General features: G+C 34.4%; 15 protein-coding genes. 3 read left to right on the forward strand and 12 right to left on the reverse strand.

The features are described from left to right. Positions 1 to 315 precede the first annotated feature (315 nt). The gene (locus RBG61_RS04525) at positions 316 to 1,011 is read right to left on the reverse strand and encodes a metallophosphoesterase (protein WP_307947198.1); all 696 of its coding nucleotides are present in this window, start codon (positions 1,009 to 1,011) and stop codon (positions 316 to 318) included. A 117-nt stretch (positions 1,012 to 1,128) separates the two neighbouring features. Here RBG61_RS04525 and RBG61_RS04530 point away from each other — a divergent pair, with 117 nt between their 5' ends. After that, positions 1,129 to 1,305: a DUF1540 domain-containing protein gene (locus RBG61_RS04530; RefSeq protein WP_307946163.1), complete on the forward strand. Its 177-nt coding sequence runs from the start codon at positions 1,129 to 1,131 to the stop codon at positions 1,303 to 1,305. Between the two features lie 42 nt (positions 1,306 to 1,347). Here RBG61_RS04530 and thrC read toward each other — a convergent pair whose 3' ends face one another. From thrC to rplS, 6 genes are all read right to left on the reverse strand, one after another. Next, complete coding sequence (gene thrC, locus RBG61_RS04535) at positions 1,348 to 2,838, reverse strand: threonine synthase (RefSeq protein ID WP_307947200.1); 1,491 nt, start codon at positions 2,836 to 2,838, stop codon at positions 1,348 to 1,350. A 121-nt stretch (positions 2,839 to 2,959) separates the two neighbouring features. Then, entirely contained in the window at positions 2,960 to 3,880 is a 921-nt protein-coding gene (locus RBG61_RS04540) for a dipeptidase (RefSeq protein ID WP_307946165.1), read from the reverse strand. Further along, positions 3,867 to 4,850: a ribonuclease HII gene (gene rnhB / locus RBG61_RS04545; protein WP_307946167.1), complete on the reverse strand. Its 984-nt coding sequence runs from the start codon at positions 4,848 to 4,850 to the stop codon at positions 3,867 to 3,869. The genes RBG61_RS04540 and rnhB overlap by 14 nt, the downstream gene beginning before the upstream one ends. A 101-nt stretch (positions 4,851 to 4,951) precedes the next feature. Continuing rightward, positions 4,952 to 5,818, reverse strand: a complete 867-nt coding sequence (gene ylqF, locus RBG61_RS04550) for a ribosome biogenesis GTPase YlqF (protein WP_307946168.1) — start codon at positions 5,816 to 5,818, stop codon at positions 4,952 to 4,954. A gap of 66 nt (positions 5,819 to 5,884) precedes the next feature. Then, positions 5,885 to 6,463, reverse strand: coding sequence for a signal peptidase I (lepB, locus tag RBG61_RS04555; RefSeq protein ID WP_307946170.1), 579 nt, complete (start codon positions 6,461 to 6,463; stop codon positions 5,885 to 5,887). Between the two features lie 101 nt (positions 6,464 to 6,564). Next, the gene (gene rplS / locus RBG61_RS04560) at positions 6,565 to 6,906 is read right to left on the reverse strand and encodes a 50S ribosomal protein L19 (RefSeq protein WP_307946171.1); all 342 of its coding nucleotides are present in this window, start codon (positions 6,904 to 6,906) and stop codon (positions 6,565 to 6,567) included. A gap of 414 nt (positions 6,907 to 7,320) precedes the next feature. Here rplS and secG point away from each other — a divergent pair, with 414 nt between their 5' ends. Next, a complete protein-coding gene (gene secG, locus RBG61_RS04565; RefSeq protein ID WP_307946172.1) occupies positions 7,321 to 7,569 on the forward strand; it encodes a preprotein translocase subunit SecG in 249 nt (82 codons plus the stop codon). 232 nt (positions 7,570 to 7,801) lie between these two features. Next, on the forward strand, positions 7,802 to 9,907 hold the full coding sequence (gene rnr, locus RBG61_RS04570) for a ribonuclease R (protein ID WP_307946174.1): 2,106 nt from the start codon (positions 7,802 to 7,804) through the stop codon (positions 9,905 to 9,907). A gap of 37 nt (positions 9,908 to 9,944) precedes the next feature. On the opposite strand, the gene RBG61_RS04575 is transcribed toward rnr, so the two are convergent. The 5 genes from RBG61_RS04575 to spoIIP form a co-directional block, all read right to left on the reverse strand. After that, positions 9,945 to 11,387 carry a PH domain-containing protein gene (locus RBG61_RS04575; protein WP_307946176.1) on the reverse strand — a complete coding sequence of 481 codons (1,443 nt, stop codon included), beginning with the start codon at positions 11,385 to 11,387 and terminating at the stop codon, positions 9,945 to 9,947. A gap of 75 nt (positions 11,388 to 11,462) precedes the next feature. Beyond that, positions 11,463 to 11,906, reverse strand: coding sequence for a PH domain-containing protein (locus RBG61_RS04580; protein WP_307946178.1), 444 nt, complete (start codon positions 11,904 to 11,906; stop codon positions 11,463 to 11,465). 197 nt (positions 11,907 to 12,103) lie between these two features. Further along, a complete protein-coding gene (locus tag RBG61_RS04585; RefSeq protein ID WP_307946179.1) occupies positions 12,104 to 13,135 on the reverse strand; it encodes a 3D domain-containing protein in 1,032 nt (343 codons plus the stop codon). Positions 13,136 to 13,663: 528 nt separating this feature from the next. Next, a complete protein-coding gene (locus RBG61_RS04590) occupies positions 13,664 to 14,005 on the reverse strand; it encodes a hypothetical protein (RefSeq protein WP_307946181.1) in 342 nt (113 codons plus the stop codon). Between the two features lie 37 nt (positions 14,006 to 14,042). Beyond that, positions 14,043 to 15,167, reverse strand: coding sequence for a stage II sporulation protein P (spoIIP, locus tag RBG61_RS04595; RefSeq protein ID WP_307946182.1), 1,125 nt, complete (start codon positions 15,165 to 15,167; stop codon positions 14,043 to 14,045). Positions 15,168 to 15,197: the final 30 nt, after the last annotated feature.

The following is a 15,197-nucleotide window of genomic DNA, read 5'->3' on the forward strand; positions in this document are numbered from 1 at the left end:
TTGACAATTTTGATGATTTGTAATCAATATTGCTTTCGCAAGTGTACCATTGATGATTATATCACACTATTCTTTTGTTTACTATAGTTTTTTTGCATTTTTACATTTTGTTAATTCTTATACTAATTTCGATTATAAAACTTCCATATATCTGTACAAAAAGCTTTGATTTATGGGTTTTTGTACTGATTTATGGAAAAGTTTTAATAAAAAATTTGTATTATAGTTAATTAACTTGAAGATATCAATCCAGTATAAACACATAAAACCTTGTTGTATGGTTTCGTGTATTTTGATGCGGATTTGTTTTCAAGTTCATTTACTATTGCGTACTTTGACAGGCCGAAATTGGGTATAATCACAAGAAACAAGTCTGTAATTTACTTGCTTGTATAACCCGTCAATTGCATAATAAAATCCTGAACCATGGATATGTCCATAATAACATTCTTTTACATTATATTCTTTTAAAACTTCAAGCATTTCAAGGCATTCAGTCGTATTATATACCGGCGGATAATGTAAAAAAACAATTGGCTCAAGTCCCATCTCTTTTCCGCTATCCAATGAAGTACGCAAACGACCTGCTTCTCTTAGTAAAACTTTTTTGTCAACTTGCTCGCCTTGTTCGTTAATCCAACCACGTGTACCGCATATTGCATATTTTCCATACGCAAAAGCATTATTAAACAAAATTCGAATCGAATCAAACCCATTTTCTACTAAGAAATTATCGACTTTCGTTTTTGTCACAAACCAATAATCATGATTGCCTTTTAAAATTATTTTACGACCGTTTAGTTGATGAATAAAGGCAAAATCTTCTTTGGCTTGATCTAGGTTCATCCCCCACGATATATCGCCGACAATCACTACAGTATCCTCCGGCTTTACTGTTGCTTGCCAGTTTTCCTGAAGCTTTGTAACATAATCTTCCCAGCCTTTAAATACATCCATCGGTTTATCACATCCAAAAGAAAGATGTAAATCTCCAATTGTATATAAGCTCATAGCCACCACCAATCTATTTTTACTAATATTTTCCTCTGATATTTTACGTTTAGCGTTATAAACTAATAGCGTAGCCGGTTGATAAGCTACCAAAAGTTTAGGAGGAATGTGAACTATATGACTGATAAAAATCATGATAAGCCACCTATCAATGGTATTTGCTGTGATGTCGAAAACTGCATATATAACAATCATGAAAGCGGTTGTACTGCTAATACAGTTAAAATCGGCCCACAATTTGCAACCACATGCAATGATACGGCTTGTCAATCTTATCAAAAGCAATCCTGCTAAGCTTTAAATCTTTGCCCCCGAAACATCGGGGGCATTGATTTTTTATAAATGGAGTACTTTTGTTACTTCCGCTTTAATATCTTGCTTTTCAATGCTGCCTTCAAAACGAACTTTACATTGCTTTAAATTTGCCAACGCTTGCGGAACTTCTAAGCCAGAAATTCGATTTAATTCAGCAACTTGCTCATATTCATCTTCACAAACCTCAGAAGAAACAGCGCTCAAAACGCTTGCTGTAAATTTATATGGGTTTGCAGTAGATGCAATAATCGCTTTTTTAGTATCTCCTGTTTTTTGCTTATATTCTTCAAATACTTTTACAGCAACAGCAGTATGAGTATCACATAAATAAGAATAACGATCAAATACCTTTTTAATAGTTGCTTTTGTTTCTTCATCTGTACAATATCCACCAAAGAATTGCTTGGATAATTCTTGCTTTACGCTGTCGCTTACTTCATATACACCTGTTTTATTTAAAGAAGCAAACCACTCGTTAATAGCTTGATCATCACAACCAGATAGGTCAAATAACAATCTTTCTAAGTTAGAAGATATCAAGATATCCATAGATGGAGAAATGGTTGCTTTAAATTCACGATTTTTATTATAGATACCGGTATTGATGAAATCGGTTAGTACTTTATTTTCATTGGATGCACAAATTAACTTATCAAATGGCACACCCATTTTTTTTGCATAGTAAGCTGCTAAAATATTGCCAAAGTTGCCTGTTGGTACAACAACATTTATTTTTTCACCGAGTGTTATCTCTTCATTTTTTAACAAATCGCAATAAGCAGATACATAATATACAATCTGAGGCACTAATCTACCCCAGTTAATTGAGTTTGCAGATGAAAATAGCTTTCCGTTTTGCTCCATCACTTTAGCCAATTCTTTATCTGTAAATATTGTTTTTACCGCAGTTTGTGCATCGTCAAAGTTACCGTTTATTGCGCATACATAAACGTTATCACCTTGTTGTGTTGTCATTTGACGTTTTTGCATTGGACTAACACCGTCAACCGGATAGAAAACAATAATTTTAGTCCCATTTACATCCTTAAAGCCTTCTAATGCGGCTTTTCCTGTATCGCCTGAAGTTGCAACCAATATTACAATTTCTTTTTCATTATTAACAATTGTTGCAGAAGTAGTCAATAGATGTGGCAAAAGTTGCAATGCCATATCTTTAAATGCACAAGTAGGGCCATGCCATAATTCAAGCATATAAGTACCCTCATATAAATGAGAGATTTCAGTTATACTCTCGCTCTTATATTTATCTGCTTGATATGCATTTTTCACGCAATTTTCTAATTGTTCACTTGAAAAATCCGTTAAGAACTGAGAAAGAACAAAAATAGCTCTTTCTATATATGTTTTTTCTTTTAATTCTTTTAACGTATCTAGAGTGATAGCCGGCAATGATTCCGGAACAAATAATCCGCCCTCAGCGGAAAGGCCTTGTGCTATCGCTTGTGCTGATGTTACCTTTTTGCTTTGATCTCTTGTGCTTTTAAAATACATCATAATTTTTCTCCACTTTCCTATACTAATTCTCATATAAAATTGCTATTATAAATTTTGAAAAGAACCATAAATTAAAGCTTTTTTTCAAAAATAAGGTTGATTTTAAATGAAATTAGTATTAGTTAACGCTGATACCATTGTCAATAAAATATTTTGCATTTTTATAAAAAATTTTTTCTGCGATTTTTTCTCCATACCATTTTACCATATTTTCATAAAGTATGTAAAGTGTTTGCACACCGCTTAATATCTTTGGCATTAAAGCCCCATCAAAATCGGAACCGATTGCCAATATATTCTCTCCGCCCAATGACAAAATATGATCTACATGTCTTTTTATATCATCCAAAGTTGCATCTTTGGTTCCATTGATAAATTCAGGAAAAAAGTTTATACCGCAAATTCCGTTATGCTGAATAATATAGGTTAATTGGTCATCATATAAATTTCGCTTATTATCATGTATCGCTCTAGCATTGGAATGGGTTGCTATAATCGGTTTGGTTGCAATTTCGCAAACATCCCAAAAACCTGCCTCATTCAAATGCGAAATATCCACAACAATATTGCAACGCTCTAATTCTCTTACTACATCTTTTCCAAATGCAGTCAGCCCTGTGTTGCTTCCTTTTGCACCGCATCCAATCTCGTTATCATCATTCCAAGTTAATGTTAAATAAGAAACTCCTAATTTACTAAGCTGCTCAATTTTATGTAAATCTCCGCCTAAAACGTGGCCACCCTCAACTGCCATTATTACATTGCATTTATGAGGTGTTGGTTCTTTTCCGATTTGATAGCGTTCAAACTCATTAGGATATGCTTCAAGCTCATTCATAAGTAGATTTCGTTGCAACATGAACTGGTGAAATGCTTCTTCTCCTCGATAGCAATCGTTTATCCAAAAAGCAAAAGTCTGAATCCATCTTTCGTATTGATTTCCACGTTTTAAATCTAAGTGTAGGTCATTATCATTTAAACTTTTGTTTAAACGTAAACATTCGGTAATCGTGTCACAATGAAGGTCAAATATATGCATTTCGTCCATCTCCAGTAAAAGCATTTTTGATATAATTCACTTCTGTCACAATTGTTCCCGTATCACTATCTAAATAGATTTCACATACATCAAATCGTGGTTGCTTTTTCAATCCGTTTTCTTGTAAATACATCAATGCCGTATTGATAATTTTAGTTTGTTTTGAACGGCTAACTGCTTCTCTTGCTGTTGCTAAGCCTTTTTCTTTTCGAGTCTTTACTTCAACAAAAGCAAGTATATTTTCTTTTTGCGCAATAATATCAATCTCACCATATGCGGAATGATAATTTTTTGCAACAATTTCATATCCATTTGCAACAAGATAATCAGCAGTTGTTTGTTCGCCTAATGCACCTTTTAATTGCGTTTTATTTTGTTTTCCACTCAAGTATTTTTTTAAAAAAGATGGTCGATGCACATCACTAACACCAAATTCATCTAACATTTGATAGTGTAATGCTGTACCATAGCCCTTATGCTTTTCAAACTGATATTGAGGGTAATCATATGCAACTTGCTTCATATAGCGATCTCTCGCAACTTTTGCAAGAATAGATGAAGCCGCAATACAAGCAGACGTTGCATCCCCTTTTACTACACATCGAGTGTGCACGCTTAATTTAGGGTTTTGATTACCGTCTACCAATACCAATTTCGGTTGCACATTCAAACCTTCTACTGCACGCCGCATTGCTAAAAAGGTTGCATTTAATATATTAAGCTCTTCAATTTCTTTTACCGATGCAGTAGCAATACAATAGCTTACTGCATTTTCAATAATTGCATCATAGAGCAAGTCTCGCTTTTTTTCTGTTAGCTTTTTACTGTCGTTTAAGCCTTCTAATACAAATCCTTGTGGCAAAATAACTGCTGCTGCATAGACATCACCTGCAAGAGGACCTCTTCCTGCTTCATCCACTCCACAAAGCAGCTCTACGCCCTCTTGTTTATCATATTCAAATATATCCAATCACAGCACCTCCTATTCCTTTTGATTGATTCGTTATCTAATTAAAATAGATACAACAACGGACGCGCAATGCGCGCCCTTAAAGTTGCTTATAAATCTATTTATTTTTGCGGTACTTCAAACGTAATCTTTCCAAGCTTTCCACTTCGATATTCATCCACTACAGTTATTGCCGCACGCTCGGTATTCACTTCACCACCTGAAATCAGCATACCACGTTTTCTCCCTACTGCTTCTAATAGTTCAAAACCATCTAAACCTTCCACAGTATCCAGTTTGTATCGTTCTTTCAAACGGCTTTCATAGCCCTCAGCTAAGTATTGTAAAAGGCGAGCCGCAAGCAACTCGATATCTATAACATCATCTTTTACAGCGCCTGTAAATGCAAGCTTTTCACCTACGAGAGGGTCTTCGAATTTTGGCCACAATACGCCAGGCATATCCATTAAGTCAAGATCTTTTGATAAACTTACCCATTGTCTACCACGAGTAACTCCGGGACGGTCTTCTACTTTTGTACGCTTAGAACCAGACATACGGTTAATAAATGAGGATTTTCCTACGTTTGGTATTCCAACAATCATAATACGAATTGCTCTTCCACCCATGCCTTTAGCTTCACGTTTTGCAATAACATCGGATAACACATTACGAACAAGCGGCATAAAGTCTTTTACGCCTGTTCCTGTTTTACAGTCACAAGCAAGCGCAGGAATACCCTTTTCCTTATAATAAGCTAACCATTGTTTTGTTCTTTCATTGTCCGCATTATCACTTTTATTGAGCATAATAATACGTGGCTTACCAGCAACCCAATTGTCAAGCTCAGGATTTCTACTGCTTTGGGGAATACGAGCATCTGTAATTTCTAATACAAGATCAACTTGCTTTAAATTTTCTGTTATCAATCTTCTGGTTTTCGCCATGTGGCCGGGAAACCATTGGATAGATGGAATTTCTATTGCCATACTTCCTCTTTTCCTTTATACTGATTTGTTTTCAACTATTACCTGACAGCATTAAAAAGGCTATATTTATTTTACTTTACCCATTTTATTAAACGGATAGATTCTAAAAATAACCTTTCCAAAAACATTACGTTCATCCACCATTCCTACTGAAGGATCTCGGCTATCAAGTGAATGATTACGATTATCGCCCATAACAAAGACATGACCTTTTGGAACAGTTGCAGGTAATTGAGTTCCTAAATCGCTATGGGTGACTTCATTGATATAATCTTCTTTTAATATAACACCATTTACTGAAACTTCACCTGTTTTAAAATTGATATCAATTTTTTCATTTTCTACAGCTATAACACGTTTAATAAGTGGTGTATCACCTTTACGTTTGATAACAACAACATCGCCACGCTTTAAATCTTTATATAAATTTGTTGTGATGACACGATCCCCATCGTGAAACGTTGGAAGCATTGATTCGCCTTTTACATCCATCACTCTTCCGACAAATGTGATAATCAAGGCAACAATAACGACACTTACTACTAAGGATTGTACCCATTGAAAAACTTCTTGCTTTACGCTGGTTTTTTCGCCATCTTTTTTATTATTATCTGCTTCTTGCACATCAATATTATTCGTTTTCATCTGTCGTACACCTCTTTATGCAAAAATTTATCTATTTAAATTTAAACAAAAAAGGGACGTTTACCGTCCCTTTCCAATCACAAAAAATGTTATATTGCTTATTAGATTTTTTGTTTAACTTTTGCAGCTTTACCAACACGATCACGTAAGTAGTATAGTTTAGCTCTTCTAACTTTACCGCTACGAACTAATTCAACTTTAACTACGTTTGGAGAATGAACAGGGAAAACTCTTTCAATTCCACAACCATGAGCTACACGACGAACTGTAAATGTTTCTTGAACGCCACCATGTTTTTTAGCAATGATAGTGCCTTCGAAAATTTGAATTCTTTCTTTGTCGCCCTCTTTGATTTTACAGTGAACTTTAACTGTATCACCAATGTTTACGTTAGGCATTTCTGTTTTAATACTTTGATTTGCGATTAATTTTAATGCATCCATTAATGTATCCTCCTAGTTTTCAGACATTCGTGCATCCATGTGCAGAGGACTGTCCGCTTTTAATATGAATTTCTTCGCATCAATCCCCACAACAAACGTTGCGGCAGGTTAATCTTACAATTAACCACCATCAGTAAACCGATGGCAATGAGTTCACATCCCATGCAATTCTATGTTAAATAAAATAAGAATATTTAAAAATTGTTGGGAACAATCTGTCATAAACTAATACGCAGATTGACGCTTATATATTTTAGCATACTAGCTCAACAAAAGCAATACATTAATCTAAATTTAATTAAAGTTTATAATAGATTTCTGAATTTTTAAAATATAGGTTGATTATTTTTACTTTTTATGATAGTATTTACTAAAACACTATGCTTATATTTACAGCAGAACGGAGAATGAAAAATGGGAACTTTAGAAATTATCGGTGGCATATTATTGATTATTTCAAGCATACTAATTATAATCATTGTATGTTTACAAGAAAGCAAACAATCTGGTGTTTCTGCAATGACAGGTACATCTGATTCATATTTAAGCAAAAACAGAGGCAGAACTATGGAATCAAAACTTGTTTCCATAACAAGAATTAGTGCGATTGTATTCTTTGTACTAACAATTGCCCTAAACCTTATTATTCGATATGTTAAATAGAAAATAATTAAGTGAGTCCTGCGTTGTTATCAAACGCAGGACTTTTTTACTTCTAATTTCATTTAAAATAATCCATATCTATTGGGGGAAAGCTTCGGTTCACACTAGCCACAACTATAATTATTTAAATGGTTTTTTTTGATGGACAAGTGTTGTGGTTCTTACCAAATTGCAATTGTAATTTTAAATGAGAATTAGTATTACTTCCATTTTCGGAGGACAAGGAGATTAAATGAATCAAAACTTAATACGACAAATCAATAAAAATTTATTGAACGCTCAAAAACGAGGTATGTCTTTTCGGGAATTAGCAGCCTCTTGCGGCGTTCGATCCAGACAACAACGGGAGTTTCGAGAATGTCTTCGTTTTTTAGAAGCAAAAGGTAAAATATTAGACCGCAGACTAAAGCTGTATCATACAGAATATTTAGATCTTTCTATGGGAACTGTTTCTCGATTGATGAATACTTTTGGGTTTGTAACGTTAAAAGACGGAACAGAAGTTTTTGTACCGGGTAAGTACTTTTTAGGAGCTATGCCGGGTGATACTGTTTTAGTATCACCAATCAAAGCAAGAGGAGATAGTCCCGAAGGCGAAATTGTAAAAATCTTAAAACATGGTGAGGCAGAGTTTACAGGCGTACTTTGTCAAGATGGTAATGGCTATTATATTGAACCAGATAACTTAGTCAGATTTAATATGCCTATTAACAAACGTGACCTAAAAGCTGCAAAAATCGGTGATAAAGTTAGATGCGTTATTACAGAACGTGGTTTATCTCATTCGGACCATAAGATTGAAATTGTTGAAACCTATGGTGATTCCCAAACAGCCGCAAACTGTGCTCAAGCTCTATTAGATGTAAATGGCATTACGGTTGAATTTTCACAAGAAGTATTATCAGAAGCTAGAAACATCAGTAAAAGAGGAGTCCATGAATCGGATTTTGCAGGAAGAGAAGATTTTCGAAATGAAATTATCTTTACGATTGACTCAGCCGACACAAAAGATATTGACGATGCGATTTCTCTAAAAAAAATTGGAAGCTATTATGAGCTTGGCGTTCATATTGCGGACGTTTCTCATTATGTAAAATTAGGATCTGCTTTAGAAAAAGAAGCATATGAACGTGGAACCAGTATTTACTTCGCAAATAGAGTTGTTCCCATGTTACCAAAGGAATTATCAAACGATATCTGTTCATTGAATGAAAATGTTGACCGTCTTACTTTTTCCTGCTTAATGACCATAAGCGAAGATGGAAAGCTTGTAGACTTTGATTTTAAGAAGTCAATCATTCATTCAAGAGTAAAAGGTGTTTATAAAGAAATCAATAGAATTTTAAACCACACCGAAGATGATTCTATTAAGCAGAAATATAGTGGCTTATACGATACGCTGTTTTTAATGAAAGAGTTAGCAAATATTTTAACTCGAAATAAACTAGGCAGAGGTTCACCTGAAATTGAAACAAGCGAAAGCTATATTGTTTTAGGTCCTCAAGGTACAACTGTTGACATTCTTCCTAGAACACGTGGCGAATCAGAAGTTATGATAGAGGAATTCATGCTTATGGCAAATGAAGCTGCAGCTTCGGCTGCTAAGCTAAAGCAAGTCCCATTTGTTTACCGTGTTCATGAGCCACCATCCGAAGATAAAATCAACAACTTGCATACCGCACTTTCCGCTTTGGGTGTGACTTGCAATGATGTAAAGCTTGGTATGGAGCCTAAAGTACTATCCCGACTCATTAACCAATCAAAAGGTGAAAAAATATACCCGATCGTAAATATGCTTGTATTGCGCTCCATGTCCAAAGCAAAATACCATGAAGTTCCTATTGGCCACTTCGGTTTAGTATTAGAAAATTACGCGCAATTCACTTCCCCAATTCGACGTTATCCCGATTTAACAATTCATCGAGTATTAAGTGAATTGGTGAAAGGAACTCCATCACAAAAGGTAACAGCAAAATTCGAACAATTTGTTGTTAAATCTGCTCGTCGTTCAACCGAAACGGAATTAAACGCAATGAAATTAGAGCGTCAATGTGATGACTGCTATAAAGCAGAATATATGAAGCTGCATATCGGTGAAGAATTTGAAGGTATTATCTCTTCTGTTGCACCACATGGCATTTACGTTATGCTTCCTAATACCGTCGAAGGACTTGTCAAAGTATCCAACCTTCCACAAGGACAATACGATTTTGATGAAATGTTCCAATATAAGAACTTAAATACCAATCAAACCTATCGAATTGGTGATTCCATTAAAGTGCGTTGCATCAGCGTTGATGTAAGTGCTGGAAATATCGATTTTGAAACCGTTGAATAAGATAAAAGACTTAGAAAATCATTTTTTCTAAGTCTTTTTATTTTTCATAACAATTTAAAACATCCATCATTTTCTTTGCCTTTTCAAATTCAAGGTTTGGGATAACATGACGTTTCTTACCCTCTGAATAAGTATAGACAATAACATCGCAACAGCCAGACATTAACTGGAATGCACTTCTTCTCATTGTAACCTTAGTAATTCTTCGAATCGGAACAGCAATCGTTTTAATTCGATATCCGTAAGTATAGTTAAAAGTATATACTTCATCTACCAAACCAATACCCGTATGAAAATAGGAGGTAATCTTCACGAATAAATACCACCAACAAGGTATTTCAGCCATGATTCCTATAAACGTAATCATTTCAGAGTAATGCGGAAACAGCCAATATCCAATTAGCCAAAAGGCAGTAGCACCAATCACCCACCAAATTGGCGGAATCAAAAATCGAGAAAGAAACTTTAATTCCGATTTTAAAGTAGGCTTACATAATGGTATTTCAGGAAGCAAAAGCCGAATATTTTTTTGTAAATTATGCTTTTCCGCTGCTGGCATTAATATGGATAATTCGTCCTTTCCCTTGCCATAGCCGTTTGAGTGAATGAGTGCTGTATACACCCCAAACCACTTTGTTAAAAGCGTTTGACGAAGCTCAACCAAGTTGATGCGTTTTACCGTTATTAAATATTGACGTCTTGTAATAATCCCACGCTGAATTTCCAAACTGCCGCCTTGTCGTGTTGCGGAAAAACGGAAATTGCGAATTAAATTTAATAAAAATGATACTCCCCAGCCACCTAACAACACATATGCAATAATAGCTGCTGCCGGCGGAATACCAAACGCAAATACTTGCGCTAATGTGGTAAGATGCTCCACCACTTGATTTTCATATTCTTTTCCAAGCGTTTTTCCAAGACCCGAAATAAACGTAGATACAAATAGTACACCTGTTAACGTATTGGATACAACAAATGACAAAATTGCAATATAAATATTCTTAGGAAGATAAACTCTTTTTATTTCACCAGGATTTATAAATGGCTTTTTTACCTTTCCAATAATCTTATCCAGCTGCTTTTTATAAATAATAACTCTAAAATCTGCAGTAGTTGGGAGGCCGCCATCCGTATCTGCTGATAGCTTTACCGCTTTTAATGGAATCAGATAAAATGGAAATTGAATTGACACAACAGAGAGCTTATGATAAGGAATAAACCGTTCCTTTACAATAAAAATCCCCTTTTTTAAATAAATTCCATCCTTAGAAAAACAATAGGTATAGCGATACCAAGCGATTAAACCTGCTCCAATAATAAATAAAATTGTTAATATATCAATCCAAGCACCCTGCAGCCATGCATAAAATCCAACATTCGTAAAAAATAAAGCGCGTATAGCCGGCAAGAGCAGTAAAATCAAGAACTTCGATGTATGCTCTACGATATTTATAACATGAGAATGTTTGTATTCCATGAAACCCGCCATTCTGCTGACGATAATGTTTTGCTTTATTTGATTTCTTATCGTTCTCGCCGCAAAACGATAAGTTTATGCAATAGAAGATTTTTCTTTTGACAATAAAACCGCCAATTCTTTCGCACGTTTTGAGTTTAAAAAAGCGATTGTCATACTTCCCCCAGCCGCCGAAACAACGAGTGTGCTAATGTGTAGCAATGGTGTCAACGGGTTATTATATACAGTAACGAAAACAATACGTTCTCGATATAAAATTTGAGTAGAAGTAAAAAACACACCTTTTTTATATACAATAGCATCTTCGTTAATTCCAAATGAAGCATTCAAATATAAGAACGGAACATAGATGAATGTTAGCGCTATCGTAAGCGCTCCTAGAAGCCATAAGGAAGTATACCAAAGCCAAGTATGAGGATTGAGTACAAACAATATAACAATCAGTATCAACGCTGTTACAGCCAGCGTTATGATTTCCCACATGACTGCTGCCGTAATAGATAATCGTTCGAATTTCATATTTGCTTATGTACACCTCCCACCTGTAATCATTATTTTACCACTATTATACCAAACTGTAAACTGAATTATGTTGCCTTACATAACAAAAAAGACGGAAGTCCGCCTTTTTTGTTGATATTCATTATTTACTGTTTATATGATATCCAATATGAAAATAAGTGGAGCCATCCTTTGGATGATTCCACTTAATCATTTTACAGTACATATACCTCTACGGTTTTAGCTCCAAACAAGCAACTTTCTTGATAAGAACCAAAGAATAAATCTACTAAAGCTGCTCCATCCGCAACAGCATGGCCTGTATCTTTTACTTCTGCATAACCATAAGTGAAAGATCCGTTTGGCGTTTTAATATACAACCTTGTTCCTCTTGGAAATCTACTTAAATTCATTGCAACGTAACCTGGCTTCAAAGCAGTACGTTTTCCTAAAGAACTGTAAGCAGTAGCTCTTCCTGTATATTTTGCTTTATAGGACACAGGGTTGCCATTTCCATCTAGTTGAACTGGTTGCTTTGGAATCAATTGAGAAACCGGAGCATTTGGATCGCCAAGCAACACAACTGTTGTAATTGGTTTTTTTACAACCGTTTCAGAAATCAACTTTTCTTCCACAACCTGACCGTCAATAAGCGTTTGTTTTGTTGCAGTTTCTAAAACACCATTTGCACCTTGAGATAAAACTCTGGTTTTACCCTTCGGCAATGTTTGTGTTGGAACTTTCATAATTTCACATGGAATCGGTGTTTGGGATGTTATTGTTTTGTAAACTACCCGATTAATAATAATATCCATGTTATTGTTAATTGGTTCGTCCAATGAAACATTGATTAGATCATCATCTACCAGTTTCACATTTGCTCTTTCTAATGCTTCCTTTACAGTACCTTTTGGTAAATATACTGAATTCAATTTACCATCAGCTGTAATATCTACTTTTCTTGCACGATGTATTGTAATTGTTGCTTTATTATCTTGAAATCCGGTAAAATCAATTTCATCATACGGGGAAAGCGCAATATTTTGCTGAGCTAATATAGCTTGTGGCTGATTTTCAGAAGTGTACACTATTGTCTGCACCTTTTCGTCATCAATGACGACAAGATATTTTGTCACCGCTGCACCAATCAGTACAGCAACTAAAACGCAGCTCGCAACACATATAACCAATAAACGTGCAAGCTTTGTTTTCAACAGCTCGGTACACCTACTTCGTATCGAGTCCATAATAACCTCCAATAATTTATACTAGTTTTTGATTGATAACCAACCAAAATTTATCTGTTACAATTGTTACCGTTTTGTAAGTATTATATTCACTAATTTGTAATTTGTCAAAACGTTTATGCACAATGATTTTGTGCAATTTGTACATATTGCTCTTATTTTTTAATGAATAAATAATTTAATAGTGGAATATTCGACAAATATTGGTATCAAAATGAATTGATTTAAACTTTCCTCTTTGTATTTTTGACTAAATATCAAATTAAAATTTGTTTGTCAATATTATTATATTTATAATAACAAAGTAAAATTAATTTGTTGAATACTTACAAATTATATTTTTTATTATGTAATGAAATGTAATTACAATACAAATTGTAATATAATATGTATATTTAATTAACGCAAAACTTTAATTTAACTAATTTACATGTAAATACCTATATTTATTTATATAATTTTAACAAATTGTAATAAATTAGAACATAATTAAAGAGCAGTTAACAATAACTGCTCTTTTTCGTAGTATTAAATATATGAAGTTACTAGCCTATATGCTCCTTCTATTATCCCTGATATTAACTGAGTAAAAGCTTTAAAAGATGATGGTATGAATAATTGAAATTGGTTTATTTTTTCGGCTAACCCGTTTATCCACCTAAAATCCACCGTACCAGATACATTAAAAATAGTAAAGGAATAAGTTCCGTTCATATGATTGGTTAGTGTGAATATAACAAATGGCTCAAGATGAAGCGTATTTTCTACTCGATATACAATTAACGCCAGCCCACATACTAATAACACCAAGAGTAATGTAATAAATGAAGACATAAATACATCTGCTTTGTAACTTCCTTTTAATTTCATTTTTACCGCCATTCTTTTTTCATTATTCCAATCATCATTATTTCAATGAAGCTAACGTTTTGGCTAAGCTGTCGCCTACTAATTGTCCACAATAAATTGCTTCATCCAATGAATTTGCGTGTCCACCCATTTCTAATAAAATAGATCCTGTTGTTAAATTCTGATTATATTTTCGATAGTCAAATAGAATAGGTCTTGCAAGTGTTGGATAGTCTTTCTCCATTTGACGTTGCAAGCTGGCACTGAATTTTAAGTTTTCCATATAATTCGGCATACCCATTTTACCGTTGTCGCATCCAGAGATAATCATCACTTGTGCACATGATTTTCCGTTAATCGTTGTTACAGGTGCTATCATTGTATTTTCATCAGGTTGAATTGCATCTCGATGCACATCCAGAACAACCTTTATAGATGGATTCTCTTTCAAAATTCTCTTTACTGTTACTGCTGAACGCTCATACGCACCATTATAAGATGGGTAGTCATGTAATGTTTTATCATGAATTACGCCAATCCCCGCCGCTGTGAGTTGCTTTTCAATTTCATCGCCGATTCTTACCATGTTTTTTGTATTATCGGTTGTTCGAGAAGTAGAACCTTTATAAAACCAATCTCGGCTTTCGGATTCAAAGCTTTCTGTTGTATGGGTATGCATGATAAGTACTTCAGGCTTTTTATCTGCTTTTATTTTAAACTTAGGCTTTTGCTCAACTGCCTTTTTTATTGTGTCTATAGATAGCTTAGTGCAATTTTTAATATATCCATTATTTAGTGGAATATACAAAGCAGTGGTGCCTGCTTTGTAGGTCTGTTTTAAAATTTTGCCTGTATTATTAGGCATATCAGAAGAAGTTGTTGAAGAAGAGGATGCACTCTCAGTTTGACTCGAAGAAGATTGGCTTTGCGGTGGCACATATTCATCATATGGTACAGATTCCGTATCATTATTCACTTGTAAATTATCATCTATGATAAAGTCTTGTTTCATTGCAGATTTTCCGCCTTCCAAAAAACTTAATCCGGCAGAAATTGCAGCAGCATTTTCAAAAAACGGTTTTACATATGGTAATGTAACCGCAGACATTACATATATTAAAGGAATACACAAGATGAATGATACTATTCTTAATATTCCTTGCAATCTCTTCCGATTACGCACACAATCACCCTCTTTAACTTGTCTTTTTTC

Source organism: Paludicola sp. MB14-C6, assembly GCF_030908625.1.
GTDB lineage: Bacteria > Bacillota > Clostridia > Oscillospirales > Ruminococcaceae > Paludihabitans.

What these genes read in the sequence shown, in the direction of transcription:
- RBG61_RS04525 (WP_307947198.1), bottom strand. Translation starts at nt 1,011, where the DNA reads ATGAGCTTATATACAATTGGAGATTTACATCTTTCTTTTGGATGTGAT.
- RBG61_RS04530 (WP_307946163.1), top strand. Translation starts at nt 1,129, where the DNA reads ATGACTGATAAAAATCATGATAAGCCACCTATCAATGGTATTTGCTGT.
- thrC (WP_307947200.1), bottom strand. Translation starts at nt 2,838, where the DNA reads ATGTATTTTAAAAGCACAAGAGATCAAAGCAAAAAGGTAACATCAGCA.
- RBG61_RS04540 (WP_307946165.1), bottom strand. Translation starts at nt 3,880, where the DNA reads ATGCATATATTTGACCTTCATTGTGACACGATTACCGAATGTTTACGT.
- ylqF (WP_307946168.1), bottom strand. Translation starts at nt 5,818, where the DNA reads ATGGCAATAGAAATTCCATCTATCCAATGGTTTCCCGGCCACATGGCG.
- lepB (WP_307946170.1), bottom strand. Translation starts at nt 6,463, where the DNA reads ATGAAAACGAATAATATTGATGTGCAAGAAGCAGATAATAATAAAAAA.
- rplS (WP_307946171.1), bottom strand. Translation starts at nt 6,906, where the DNA reads ATGGATGCATTAAAATTAATCGCAAATCAAAGTATTAAAACAGAAATG.
- secG (WP_307946172.1), top strand. Translation starts at nt 7,321, where the DNA reads ATGGGAACTTTAGAAATTATCGGTGGCATATTATTGATTATTTCAAGC.
- rnr (WP_307946174.1), top strand. Translation starts at nt 7,802, where the DNA reads ATGAATCAAAACTTAATACGACAAATCAATAAAAATTTATTGAACGCT.
- RBG61_RS04575 (WP_307946176.1), bottom strand. Translation starts at nt 11,387, where the DNA reads ATGGAATACAAACATTCTCATGTTATAAATATCGTAGAGCATACATCG.
- RBG61_RS04580 (WP_307946178.1), bottom strand. Translation starts at nt 11,906, where the DNA reads ATGAAATTCGAACGATTATCTATTACGGCAGCAGTCATGTGGGAAATC.
- RBG61_RS04585 (WP_307946179.1), bottom strand. Translation starts at nt 13,135, where the DNA reads ATGGACTCGATACGAAGTAGGTGTACCGAGCTGTTGAAAACAAAGCTT.
- RBG61_RS04590 (WP_307946181.1), bottom strand. Translation starts at nt 14,005, where the DNA reads ATGAAATTAAAAGGAAGTTACAAAGCAGATGTATTTATGTCTTCATTT.